Origin of the sequence: Stappia sp. TSB10GB4, from assembly GCF_900185745.1 — a bacterium.
GTDB lineage: Bacteria > Pseudomonadota > Alphaproteobacteria > Rhizobiales > Stappiaceae > Stappia.
On sequence record NZ_FYAV01000057.1, the window covers coordinates 24367 to 36747 of the forward strand.

Annotated in this window: 8 protein-coding genes and 1 tRNA gene; 6 read left to right on the plus strand and 3 right to left on the minus strand. The window is 65.4% G+C overall.

Translation table 11 applies throughout. The features are described from left to right. Complete coding sequence (locus tag TSB10GB4_RS16290) at window positions 1-2445, plus strand: FAD-dependent oxidoreductase (protein ID WP_186396594.1); 2445 nt, start codon at window positions 1-3, stop codon at window positions 2443-2445. 3 nt (window positions 2446-2448) lie between these two features. Here TSB10GB4_RS16290 and TSB10GB4_RS16295 read toward each other — a convergent pair whose 3' ends face one another. After that, on the minus strand, window positions 2449-4188 hold the full coding sequence (locus TSB10GB4_RS16295; RefSeq protein ID WP_186396595.1) for a cyclic peptide export ABC transporter: 1740 nt from the start codon (window positions 4186-4188) through the stop codon (window positions 2449-2451). 536 nt (window positions 4189-4724) lie between these two features. Here TSB10GB4_RS16295 and TSB10GB4_RS16300 point away from each other — a divergent pair. Beyond that, window positions 4725-4801, plus strand: a tRNA-Met gene (locus TSB10GB4_RS16300). 265 nt (window positions 4802-5066) lie between these two features. On the opposite strand, the gene lsrK is transcribed toward TSB10GB4_RS16300, so the two are convergent. Both lsrK and TSB10GB4_RS16310 read right to left on the minus strand, forming a co-directional pair. Then, window positions 5067-6632, minus strand: coding sequence for an autoinducer-2 kinase (gene lsrK / locus TSB10GB4_RS16305; RefSeq protein WP_186388321.1), 1566 nt, complete (start codon window positions 6630-6632; stop codon window positions 5067-5069). A gap of 32 nt (window positions 6633-6664) precedes the next feature. Further along, window positions 6665-7927 carry an LVIVD repeat-containing protein gene (locus TSB10GB4_RS16310; RefSeq protein ID WP_208984844.1) on the minus strand — a complete coding sequence of 421 codons (1263 nt, stop codon included), beginning with the start codon at window positions 7925-7927 and terminating at the stop codon, window positions 6665-6667. Window positions 7928-8243: 316 nt separating this feature from the next. Between TSB10GB4_RS16310 and TSB10GB4_RS16315 the strand changes: the two genes are divergently transcribed. From TSB10GB4_RS16315 to TSB10GB4_RS16330, 4 genes are all read left to right on the plus strand, one after another. Further along, the gene (locus TSB10GB4_RS16315) at window positions 8244-9176 is read left to right on the plus strand and encodes a sugar-binding transcriptional regulator (RefSeq protein ID WP_186388319.1); all 933 of its coding nucleotides are present in this window, start codon (window positions 8244-8246) and stop codon (window positions 9174-9176) included. 187 nt (window positions 9177-9363) lie between these two features. Continuing rightward, window positions 9364-10380, plus strand: coding sequence for an ABC transporter permease (locus TSB10GB4_RS16320; RefSeq protein ID WP_244570947.1), 1017 nt, complete (start codon window positions 9364-9366; stop codon window positions 10378-10380). A gap of 41 nt (window positions 10381-10421) precedes the next feature. After that, window positions 10422-11561, plus strand: a complete 1140-nt coding sequence (locus TSB10GB4_RS16325) for a substrate-binding domain-containing protein (protein WP_186396597.1) — start codon at window positions 10422-10424, stop codon at window positions 11559-11561. A gap of 71 nt (window positions 11562-11632) precedes the next feature. After that, window positions 11633-12358 (plus strand): ATP-binding cassette domain-containing protein, encoded by a 726-nt coding sequence (locus TSB10GB4_RS16330; RefSeq protein ID WP_186388316.1) that lies wholly within the window; start codon window positions 11633-11635, stop codon window positions 12356-12358. The last annotated feature ends 23 nt before the right edge of the window (window positions 12359-12381 follow it).

A 12381-nucleotide genomic window follows, 5' to 3' on the forward strand; every position in this document is an offset into this window, starting at 1 on the left:
ATGTCGCTTCCTCAGCAGGCCCAGATCGTCGTCATCGGCGGCGGCATCATCGGCTGCTCGACCGCCTATCATCTGGCCCGCGATCACAAGGCCGACGTGCTGCTGCTTGAGCAGGGCAAGCTCACCAGCGGTTCGACCTGGCATGCCGCCGGTCTCGTCGGGCAGTTGCGCTCCTCCGCCTCGATCACTCAGGTGCTGAAATATTCCGTCGACCTCTACAAGCGGCTGGATGCCGAGACGGGTCTCGAGACCGGCTGGCGGATGACCGGCTGTCTGCGGCTCGCCTGCAACCAGGACCGCTGGATCGAATATCGCCGCCTTGCCACCACCGCCCGCAGCTTCGGCATGGAAATGCATCTGCTGTCGCCGGACGAGGTGAAGGCGATGTGGCCCTTGATGCGTGTCGACGACCTGGTAGGGGCAACATTCCTGCCGACCGACGGACAGGCCAGTCCCTCCGACATCACCCAGTCGCTGGCAAAGGGCGCACGCATGCACGGGGTGCGGATCGTCGAGGGCGTGCGGGTTACCGGGTTTGTCATGGAGGGTTCCCGCATCACCCATGTGGAGACGACGCAGGGGCGCATCGCCTGCGACAAGGTGGTCAACTGCGCCGGCCAGTGGGCGCGGCAGGTCGGCGCCATGGCCGGCGTCAACGTGCCTCTGCAGCCGGTCAAGCACCAATACATCATCACCGAGGCGATCGAGGGCATCACCTCCAACACCCCGACCGTGCGCGACCCCGACCGGCGCACCTATTTCAAGGAGGAGGTGGGCGGCCTTGCGCTCGGCGGCTACGAGCCGGACCCTATCGCCTGGACGACCGGAGACGTGCCGAACGACTTCCAGTTCCAGCTCTTCGAGGACGATTGGGACCACTTCGAGCAGCATCTGGTCAACTCGATCCACCGGATCCCGGCGCTGGAACGCACCGGCGTCAAGCAGATGATCAACGGACCGGAGAGCTTCACGCCGGACGGCAATTTCATTCTCGGCGCGGCGCCCGAATGCGCCAACATGTATGTGGGCGCGGGCTTCAACGCCTTCGGTATCGCCTCGGGCGGCGGTGCCGGTTGGGTGCTCGCCGAATGGGCGATGAAGGGCGAGGCGCCGCTCGACCTGTGGAGCGTCGATATCCGCCGCTTCTCGGGCCTGCACAGCGACCGCGACTGGGTCTGCGAGCGCACGCTGGAAGCCTATGGCAAACACTACACCATCGTCTTCCCGCATGAGGAATACGAAAGCGGCCGGCCGCGCATCGTCTCGCCGCTGTATGAGAGGCTGAAGGCACGGGGCGCGGTGTTCGGCTCCAAGCTGGGCTGGGAGCGGCCGAACTGGTTTGCCCGTTCCGGCGACGAGCCGCGCGACGTCTATTCGATGGGCCGGCAGAACTGGTTCGACGCGGTCGGCGAGGAGCACCGGGCCGTGCGCGAGGCCGTCGGTCTGTTCGACCAGTCGTCCTTCGCCAAGTTCGAGCTGCGTGGCCCGGATGCGGCGGAGCAACTCGAATTCATCTGCGCCAACAAGGTCGGCAAGCCGGCCGGCCGGCTCACCTATACCCAGCTCCTCAACAGCCGCGGCGGCATCGAGTGCGACTTGACGGTAGCGCGTCTTGCCGAGGACCTGTTCTACATCGTCACGGGAACGGGCTTCCGCACCCATGACGGAGGTTGGATCTCCGAGCACCTGCGCACCGGCTCCAACGCGACCCTTGTCGATGTGACCGAGGAGTATGGCACCTTGTCGCTGATGGGTCCGAAGGCCCGCGATGTGCTTGCCACTGTCGCGCCGGGGGCGGATGTGTCGGGCGAGGCCTTCCCCTTCGGCCATGTGCGGGTGATCGAGATCGCCGGACATCCGGTGCGGGCCTTGCGCGTCACCTATGTCGGCGAACTCGGCTGGGAACTGCATGTTCCGATCGCGGCCACCGGCGCGGTGTTCGACGCGCTGATGCAGGCGGGTGCCCCGCACGGCATCCGTCCGGCCGGCTATCGCGCCATCGAATCCCTGCGGCTGGAGAAGGGCTATCGCGCCTGGGGCGCCGACATCACGCCGAACGACAGCCCGTTCGAGGCGGGCCTTGGCTGGGCGGTCAAGCTGCGCTCCGGTCTTCCCTTTCTCGGCCGGGAGGCCGTGGAGCGCATTGCGGCCGCGCCGCTGCGCAAGCAGCTCGCCTGCTTCACCGTGGAGGACCGGGGCGTGGTGCTGCTTGGCCGCGAGACGATCCTGCGTGATGGTGAGTTTGCCGGCTATCTTTCCAGTGGAGGCTTTGGCTACACGGTGGATCGGCCCATCGGCTACGGCTATGTGCGCCGGGCGGAGGGAGTGGACGAGGCGTACTTGCGCGCCGGCAGCTACGAGCTCGTCGTCGCCAATGAGCGGGTTCCGGCCCGGATCGAACTCGGTGCCCTCTACGATCCGCAGAACGCGCGGGTGAAGGCCTGAGGATCAGGCGCTCGCCGCGGCATCCGCCATCGCGTGTGCCGCGCCGGGCATGCGCGTGTCCGACACGATGCGGCCGGCCTCCATGCGGATCAGCCGGTCGCATTTGTCGAAGCAGTGCTCGTCATGGGTGACTGCGATGACCAGATGGCCGTTGCGGGCCATCTGCGGCACGAGGACCTCGTAGAAGAGCTTGCGGCGAACGGGGTCCTGATCGGCGGCGAACTCGTCGAGCACGATGATCGGCCGTGCCTCGGCAAGCGCCACAGACAGCGCCAGCCGGCGCTTCTGGCCCGTCGAAAGCGCCAGGGTCGAGAACGCACCGTCCTGTATCCGCACCCGGTGGGCGAGGTCGAGCTCCGCGAGATGCGGCGGGACCTTGGCCTGCTCCACCGCGTCGAGGCCATAAAGGCGGGCGAAGAGGTGGAATTCGCTGAACACGGCGCTGAACAGGTCCCGATAGTCCTGCAGGCCGGCAACCGACACCGGTTTTCCGTCGAGCAGGATCTCGCCGCTTTCGGGCCGGCGCAGGCCGGTCAGCAGCGAGATCAGCGTCGACTTGCCCGCGCCGTTGCCGCCGCTGATGAACACGACCTCGCCGGGCTTCAGCACCAGGTCGAGCGGACCGACGGTGAAGCGTTCGTCGTCGGCCGGGGCGCCGGCGCTCTGTGGCGGGGTTTCCGACAGGGTCGCCGTCACGCCGCGCAGTTCGATCCGCGAAAACGCCGGGGTCGGATTGTCTGGCGCGGTGCACGCGTCGCCCTCCGCCTCGGCGATCAGGTCCTTTTCCAACCCGGCGATCAGGCGACGGGCGACGGCGGCGCGCGAGAAGGACGCAAGATTGCCCATCACCGTTTCCACCGGTCCGTAGGTCAGCAGCACGACGGTCAACACCTGCAGCACGGTTTCGGCCGGCGTGCCGGCGAGAAGCGGCAGACCGACGACGATCAGGCACAGGAGGCCCATCATCGCGCCCTGGGCGACCGTCTGGCCGAGGCTGAAGAAGCGCTCGGCGGTGACCTTCAACTCGCGTTCGCGGCTCGCCGCATCCAGGATGTCTGCCTGCAGTCCGTCGCGCCGGGCGCGCCGCAGCCGCAGCTCCTTGTAGCCGCGCAGCACGTCGTTGACCCGGTCGAAGAAGGTCCATTCCGTCCGCGAGGCCCGCTCGGCGCTCGCCTGCGCGGGCGTCTGCGCCAGCAGGTAGCCGATGGCGCCGAGCACCACGGCACCGAGTGTCGCCACGCCGCTCGGCCAGGACAGATAGAAGATGTAGGGGATGCAGAAAGCGATCACCAGCGCCGCTTCCAGCGACTGGATGAAGTTCACCGATGCATAGGAGATCTGGTTCACCTCGTGGGTGACGATCGAATAGACCTTGCCGTGGTCGCGGCGTGACAGGAAATCGGCACGCGCCTCCAGCAGCCGCCGGCTCAACTCGGTGCGCAGGCGCCGCTTCGTCGTCTCGACGAGGCGGAAGCTGGCGACCCGTGCGAGGTGCGAGAAGGTCAGCGTCGAGGCGATGGCGGCGAGCAGCAGCAGGACGTCGCCCGTGGCAATGGCGGCAGCCCCCGCCAGCGTGTTGATGGCGTAGATCATGCCCGAGCGGGTGACGCTGGCCAGCACCGCATAGGCGAGCACGGGCGAGCGCATCAGATTGCCGTCGCGGATCAGGAAGGCGAAGAGCGAGCCGAGCCCGCTGCCGCCGTCGGTGCTGCTACCCGTCTCGCTGTCGTTCTGGCCCGCCATCTTGCCCGTCTTGTTCGCTGTGTCCGCGTGTCGCCGGCGTGTGATTTCTCCTGCCGCAAGACCTGCCTTGCGTGCTGGCCGACCGTCGCCGTGCCCCTGCTCTAGCCCAATTCGCCGGCGAGGGGAACGCGCTTGAGCCGGGCAGGGGAAGCGGGCGTTCGGGATCGAGATCCGCTTCGCACCTCTGCGGGCCCTTCGCAACTTTCCGCGCGGTTGTCGGGCCAGGCCGCTCTGCCGTCTGGCGGTGTACTGGCTCCGCCGTTCCGGCCCGTCATGCGCTTGACCGTCGCTTCGGACCATCTCGTGCTGGAGGCAGCCGGCCGATGGCATTGCCGACGGGCGGTGCAAGCCGGTCTGCGGCAACTCGGTCACGGGTGTTTTCGCGTCATCAGCGGCTCTGGCGCCAGGGTCTTGGCGGGATGCGAAACTGCGTTGGGAAAAGCCGACTTGTCCGGCCGCTCTTCTCTTGACAGTCGGGCGCGGCGCCGACTATATGCGGGCTCACTCGCGCGGGCCTTGCTGCCCGCTGCCGGTCTGGCGGAGTAGCTCAGTTGGTTAGAGCAGCGGAATCATAATCCGCGTGTCGGGGGTTCGAGTCCCTCCTCCGCTACCACCACTTTCCAAGAGCAACTGTCGGTCATTATGCACTGGCCTGTACGCCGTGCCGGGCAGCCAGGCGAGGGCACGCGTCAATAAGGTGCTGGGGTCGCGCTGGGCACAATCTCGCAATAGGCTAGACGCCTGGCGTCATCGACGCAGACATGCAGGTAGTTCCAGCCCTGCTCGCGGTCGCTGTGAGTGCCGCGTCCTAGTCCGGTCATCCGTGGCCGGGGCGGGGCAAGCGACCCTACCCCGGGCAACCTTCATAGCTTTTACAGTCAGACGCCCGGCGCGCGCCACATGGCGGAGGTCACGCCTGCGTCGGTCAGGGCCTTTTGCTGGGGGTAAGCGCGTTCCCAGCGCTCCCGTGCCGCGAGATAGGTCTCCGCCATCGTGGGGTTGGGCGTGACAATGCGCTCCACCTCGGACATTTCCGATCCGGCCTCGGCCAAAGACGAGAAATTTCCGATGCCGAAGGCTGCGACCGCGGCACACCCCAAGGCGGTCGCTTCACGCACCCTGGGGATGGCGACCTCGCGACCCAGAACGTCGGCCAGGATCTGCGCCCATAGCGCGCCCTTGGACGCGCCGCCGGCGAACACCACCGGCTTGTCGATGCGGACCTTGGAGAAGCTCATCACCCGTTCCAGATTGATGCTGGAGACGATTGCGGCATTCTCCTCCAGCGCACGGAACAGGCTCGCCCTGGTGGTGTGCCCCGGCTCGATCGACATGTTCAGGAAGGAGGGCGCCGCGTGGTACCAGTGCCCGAAATCCATCGCATCGGAAAAAACCGGGATGATCCCGTTGCTGCCAGGCGGAATCCTGGCGGCCATTTCCTCCAGCAGGGCATAGACGTCCATACCGCGCCGGGCGGCCTCTTCCTTCTCCTCGCCGCAGAACGTGTCGCGGAACCAGCGCATGGTCAGGCCGACGAAAAACGAGATGCACTCCGCCTGGTTCAGCCCGGCAACCACGTGCGGATTGATACGCACCCGCCTCGTGTCGTCGGTGCGGCCCGTCGGGATGTTGATCACCTGTTGCCAGAACGTGCCGCCGAGAATTGCGGCATCACCATCGCGGGTGACGCCAAGCCCCAGCGTTCCCATCTGCACATCGCCGCCGCCGCAGATCACCGGGGTGCCGGGCTTCAACCCGGTTTCCTCGGCGGCCTTCGCCGTCACGCCGCCGATCGCCGAACCGGGCTCGACGACGCGCGGAAACAGCTCGCGCGGCAACTGGGCCCTGTCAATCAGCGCGTCCGACCATTGCCGCGCGCCGGGGTCCAGCAGCCCTGTGGTTCCCGCGTTGGAGGGTTCGACCACGATCTCGCCGCTCAAGCGGGCGGCGACCCAGTCGTTGATCATCGACAGTCTGGCTGCTTTCTCGAAGATGCCGGGGCGGTTCCGGCGCAGCCATTTCAGCCGTGGCCAGACCCCGAGCGCGAAGGTCTGGCCGCTGACGCGGTAGAAATGCGCTTCCAGTTCCTCGTCCCGCGCTTTCAGGTCGGCGACTTCGGCGGTCGCCCGTCCGTCCACATTGGCACAGGCCCACAGCTCGTTTCCTGCCGCGTCGTAGACGACAATGCCCTCGCGCATCGATGTCGAGCTGATCGCCGCGATCTCATCCGCGCGGATGCCGGCACTGGCGATGGCGCGGCGGATGCAGCGGGCGAGAAGCCGCCAGTTCCCCGCACAGTCGAAACTCATCGAGCCGGGGACGCCGGCCTCGCTGATATGGGCCCACTCTTCCTGGCTGAGCCCGCACTGCCGGCCGGCGTCGTCGAAGACCACCGCCCGACCGCTGCCGGTGCCGGCATCTATGGCGAGATAGTATTGCGGCATTGAGCTCTCCTCGTCGCGTGTGCCGGCCGGTCTCAGCCGTTGAACTCGGCGATGTGCAGGCCGCCGCCGCTGAAATCAGTAAAATAGACAAGGCCCGCAGAGTCCACGAAGACGTCGGTGGTGTTGATAACCAGCGGCCGGCCCGGACGGTGGTCGACATGATGCGTCGGCGCCTGGGGCACGAGCGCGCCGACTTCACGGGGGGCGTAGGGGTTGGAAATGTCGTGGACCCTCAGGCCGGCGTTCTGCCAGGTGGAGAAGATCAGCGTCGAGCTGACGAAGCTGCCCGGCCGGTTTTCATGCACGTTGTGCGGTCCGAAATGGCCGCCGACGGCCTTGTAGTCGCGGTCGTTGGGCTTGGGGAAGGTGGCGATGGAGACCGGATTGGCGGGGTTGCGGATATCGAAGACCCAGATCGGCTTGTCGCCGTCCTCCTCGTTGTCGAGGACCGTCTCGTCGACCACGATCAGCAGGTCGCGATCCGGCAGAGGCAGGCAGTTGTGGGTGCCGCCGCCAAAGGGCGGCGCCCAGTTGCGATGCGCAATCATCCTGGGAGCCGCGCGGTCCTTCACATCGACCACGACGAGGCAGGCATCGCGCCAGCCGCAATAGGCGGTGTCGCCATGGACGATCGGGTGGTGCAGGCTGTAGCGCCCCTCCGCAAGCGGCCAGTCCGGCACCTCGTCGGCAGCGACGTTCATTCCCGGCAGCCAGAAGCGGCCGACGATCTCCGGTCTTGTGGGATCGGACATGTCGATGGTCACGAGAATGAAGTCGGTGAACCCCTCGATCTGCGCGGACGCATAGGCCCAGCGCCCGCCCGCATACCAGATGCGATGGAGGCCAACGCCATTGACCGGCATGAAGCCGATCTGTCGCGGGTTTACGGGATCGGTCAAGTCGTAGACGGCCATGCCGGCGGAGTGGTTGCGGTCCGCCGACTGCATCGCCTTGGAGATATCGCTAGTATCTGCCTTGTAGTAGTTGCGCTCGTCGTCGCTCTCCGGCTTGGCAAACTGGTCCTGCGCGTGAACCGTCAGCAGGAGGTTGTCATGCACCTGAAGATGCAGCGACCAGGTATTGGCAGGGGAGGGGATATAGTTCACCGTGCGAGGGCAGGAGGGATCGCGAACGTCGATCACGCTGAAGCCCTTCGAGAAGATGTGGGCCACATAGGCGTAGCCGTCGCGCACCATGATCTGCGTACCGTCGGATCTCCCTCCCTGGGTGCAGTGGCCAATCAGTTGCATGTTGAAAGCGTGGGCGGGCGCGCGCAGGGTGGTTGCGGTGGTCATGGTTTCCTCTCCGGGGGAACGTCTGGCTGTCCACCGCCTCCTTCGAGGTGCGGCAGCGGATGCCGGATCGCTTTACGAATAGATCATTTGTGTTTATATAAAACATATGAACATTCCCGTTGGGACTCGTCAAGCGCCGCGTCCCGCTTTTTGCCTTGACCGGGTCGTCGGTCCTGGGGCAAACGCGCTGGACCAAGGTTGGCCGGTTTCGGCTTGAAGTTTGGCGGAGCCTGATTCGTAATGCCGTCGCGTTTTCACGCGGAGGCCCCTGCGTCAGACGGGGCCGACGTCTTGGCGCGTGCCTGAGAGATCGTCCATGACTGCATTCGAGACGCCGATCATTTCCGAGGAAGACGCGCTGCTGGCCCGTGTGGCCTGGTATTACTACCATGATGGGCTGACCCAACAGGCGATTGGCGAAAAGCTGGGTCTGCCGCGTATCAAGGTCTCCCGAATGCTTGAGAACGGTCGCCGCAGCGGCATGCTGGAGGTGCGGATCAACTCCGCCTTGCAGGGATGTCTGGAGATCGAGCGTCGCTTGCAGGACCGGTTCAAGCTGGAGGAAGTGCGAGTCATCCCGCATCTACCGGGGGAGCCGCGCAGCGAAAGACTTGGCCAGGCCGCGGCCCAGTTCCTCATGCAGCGCCTGGATGAAGGCGGGCTTCTGGCGGTCGGCTGGGGGGAAATGGTCGGCGCGGCGATCCGCCGCCTGGGGCATCTGGTGAACGATCGCCGGATCGACCTTGTCGGCATGACCGGCGGTGTTCAGGCCTATGTCGACGGGCTTCGTGTGGTCAGCGCCGATTGCAAGATGTTCCTCGTGCCGGCGCCGCTGGTGGTGGAGGATGCCCAGATCGCCAAGGCGATGCTGCGCGACGCCAGCGTGCGCAACACATTGCAGATGGCGCTGAAGGCCGATTTCGCGCTGGTCGGCATTGGCGCGGTTGACGAGACCGCCAGCGTCATCCGCCGCGGCTATGTCCACCCCGCAGAGATTGAGGCGATGCGCCGGAGCGGCGCGATCGGCGACGTTCTTTGCCGGTTCTTCGATGCTGAGGGCAAGGAGATCGACCTGCCATTGCACGAACGGGTGATCGGCTTGCCGCTGGAGAGCTACCGCGAGGCTCCGCGGATGATCGCCGCCTCCGGCGGCCTCGACAAGGTGCCCGCGATACGGGCGGCCCTGCAAGGCGATTTCATCAATATCTTCATTACTGACGAGCAGACCGCCCACGCTCTTGTGGGGTGATCCGCGCGCTTCTTCCCTCCCGTTTTCCGACCTTCCTGCGCCCTGCCTGGCGGGGCGCGCGGCTGCGCGCGCAGGTGCCGATGGCGCGGAGGTAAAACGAGGCGCTTGACACTCTTTCCAAGCTGTGTGTTCAATTGATCCAACAAAAAACAAATGAACATATTTCTGGGAGGGAATATTGGCACTCGTGCAAGACGATGGCCCGGCTGCGCGGCAGCGCCAGGTGCTCGAAACCTCGAACTGGCGCGGCAACCTGCCCCCGCTCTTCGGCCCCACGAAGGTCCCGCTGGCTGCGCCGGCGGTGATGCTGGGCATCATTGCCCTGATCATGGCCTTCACCACGCCGAGCTTCTTTTCCGCCGGCAACATGCGGGCGATCTCCCTCGACGCGTCGCTGATCATGTTGCTGGGCATCGGTATGACGGCCGTCATCACCGCCCGTGGCATCGATCTGTCGATCGGCGCGATTCTGACGCTGTCCAGCGTTGCCTTTGCGGCCGCCCTTAAGGATTTCGGCCTGCCGCTCTGGCTCGCGGTGCTTGTCGGTTTCGCGACGGGAGGGCTTTGCGGCCTGATCAACGGTCTGCTGATCACCAAGCTGCGGATGCCGGACTTCATCGTCACGCTTTCGACGGAGCTCGTGTTCCGCGGGCTTGCGCTGGTCTATGCCGGCGGCGGCGTCTTCTTCGGCTTTCCGGAATTCGTCACCTGGCTCGGACGCGGGCGGCTGCTCGGAATCCCGATGCCGCTGATTATCGCGCTCACCTTCATCGTCGCGGCGCATTGCATCTTTGCCTATCACAAGATCGGCGCCCGGCTGCATGCGGTCGGCGGCAACCCGATCGCGGCCCGGCGGCTCGGCATCAGCGTCCTCAACTACCGGGTTGGCGTCTATGTGTTCATGGGCCTGATCGCGGCGCTTGGCGGCATCATCCTGACCGGTCGTCTCGATGCGGTCGTCGCCTCGGGTGCGGTGACAATCCTGCTGAACACGGTCGCGGCGGTGATCGTCGGCGGCACCAACCTGTTCGGCGGACGCGGCTCGATCATCGGCACGCTGCTCGGGGCGTGGTTGCTCGCCACCATCACCAATGCCGTGGTGATGCTCGGCTTCGAGGCCTTCTGGCAACACGTGGCCGCCGGCGCCGTCATCCTGATCACCATCGGCCTCTACTCCCGCAGCAACAGCCGCAGCGAGGAATAGATTTACCCAAATACCAAAAAAACCAAAGTGGAGGAGACGAAATGACCAGGAAGACCCTTGCAAGAACAATCCTGCTGACCGGAGCCGCAACCCTTGCCCTGTCCTTGCCGCTTGCGGCCCAGGAGGTGCCGGCAGGCGCCAAGGAGCGCGGCTACTTCCTGCTCCCCGAGCTGCACGAAATGGTGCCGGCCGAACGGGCGGCCATGGACGAGTTCATGAAGTCGGTGGTTGCCGAGCCGGTTGCCAGCACCAAGACGTTCGACAAGCCGCTGCGCATCGCCTTGATGTTCCCGAGCCTTGAAACCTCGGACGCCTGGGCCCGTCTCAATATCTCGACCCGCAAGCGCCTTGAAGAACTCGGCGTGCCCTTCGAGATCACCGAGTTCATGATCAAGCCGGACGAGCACGACCGGCAGGGTGCACAGGTCGAGCAGGTTCTGGCCGGCAACTTCGACTATGTCGTGATCGGCCCGTCCGAGTATCAGGTGCAGAAGTCGAACATCTCCCGCCTTGCCGAGACCCTGCCCACGCTGGTGATGAACGTCGTCAATCCTTTCGTGGACACCTACGGCACCGACAAGCAGCCGATTACGCATGTCGGTTTCGACCATACGATCGGCGCCGAGGCTCTGTGTCAGTGGGTGATCGGAGAGACCGGCGGCGAGGGAAAGTTCGCACTCGTGCGCTACATTCCCGGCCTCATCGACAGCCAGCGGTCGGACCATTTCGCCGACTGCGTTACCAAGAACTCCAACATGGAACTGGTCGGCGAGTTCGAGGCGAACGGCGACCGCGAGCTCGCCTTCAGCGGGGCCAACGCGCTGTTGAGCCGCCATCCCGACATCCGGATGCTGCACGCGGGCAACACCGCCGTGGCGCTTGGCGTGCTGGCGGCCGCGACCGAGCGCGGCGTTCTGGATGACGTCATCATCAACGGCTGGGGCGGCGGCGCCGACGAACTGAAGTCGATCAAGGAAGGCGGCCTGAAGGTGACGGCGTTCCGCGTCAATGACGACTGGGGCGTCGCGGTCGCGGAAGCCATCCGGGCCCACGCGCAGGGTGACCCGGTGCCGGTCGTCCTGGCCGCGACGATCAAGCCGCTGGACTACAAGATGTCGAGCGAGGCGATCGACGCGGAAACTGCGCATGCTTTCCGCTATTCCGGCCAGCTCGACCGCTGAGCCTCCCATGTTGCGGGGGCCGCGATGTGGCCCCCGCCTCCAAGATATCTGCGAAGACTGGATGGCATGACATGAGCGTGGTTCTGCGCGGAATTTCCAAATCCTACGGGCCGGTGAAAGCGATTGAGAACATCGATCTGGAAGTGAAAGCCGGCGAGGTGGTCGGGCTGCTGGGAGACAACGGCGCGGGCAAGTCCACCTTGATGAAGGTGCTGGCAGGCGCGGTGACGCCAGACACGGGCACTATCGAAGTGGACGGCGAGCTCTGTTCGTTTTCAAGTTCGTCGGAGGCGCGAGATACCGGCATTGCGATGCTGTACCAGGATCTTGCGTTGTTCGACGACATGCCGGTGGTGCACAACATCTTCCTCGGCCGCGAGATCACCAACCGCTTCGGCTTCCTGAAATACGGCGAGATGCGAAAGCGAGCCCAGGAGATCGTCAACAGCTTCTCCGTGCGCCCCTTCGATGTCCGCACGCCGTCCGGCCACCTGTCGGGTGGCCAGCGGCAGGTGTCGGCGCTGGCGCGGACCACCGCCTTCGGCAGCCGCTATATCATCCTCGACGAGCCAACATCGGCGCTCAGCCCGAGCGCCAGGGACGAGGTCCTCTCCGTCGTGCGGGAACTCGCCGACAAGGGCATCGGCATCATCATGGTCAGTCACGACCTCGGCCATGTGCGCAAGGTCTGCGACCGGGTGGCCATCCTGCATCTGGGTATGATGGCCGGCATGCGTGACATGGCAACCACCTCCCAGGACGAAATCATCTCTCTCATCGTTCAGGGACACGCCTGAACCAACGACCTTCCCAAACGAAA

Excerpts from the sequence above, each read along its gene's own strand:
- TSB10GB4_RS16290 (WP_186396594.1), top strand. The coding sequence starts at position 1 with ATGTCGCTTCCTCAGCAGGCCCAGATCGTCGTCATCGGCGGCGGCATC.
- TSB10GB4_RS16295 (WP_186396595.1), bottom strand. The coding sequence starts at position 4,188 with ATGGCGGGCCAGAACGACAGCGAGACGGGTAGCAGCACCGACGGCGGC.
- lsrK (WP_186388321.1), bottom strand. The coding sequence starts at position 6,632 with ATGCCGCAATACTATCTCGCCATAGATGCCGGCACCGGCAGCGGTCGG.
- TSB10GB4_RS16310 (WP_208984844.1), bottom strand. The coding sequence starts at position 7,927 with ATGACCACCGCAACCACCCTGCGCGCGCCCGCCCACGCTTTCAACATG.
- TSB10GB4_RS16315 (WP_186388319.1), top strand. The coding sequence starts at position 8,244 with ATGACTGCATTCGAGACGCCGATCATTTCCGAGGAAGACGCGCTGCTG.
- TSB10GB4_RS16325 (WP_186396597.1), top strand. The coding sequence starts at position 10,422 with ATGACCAGGAAGACCCTTGCAAGAACAATCCTGCTGACCGGAGCCGCA.
- TSB10GB4_RS16330 (WP_186388316.1), top strand. The coding sequence starts at position 11,633 with ATGAGCGTGGTTCTGCGCGGAATTTCCAAATCCTACGGGCCGGTGAAA.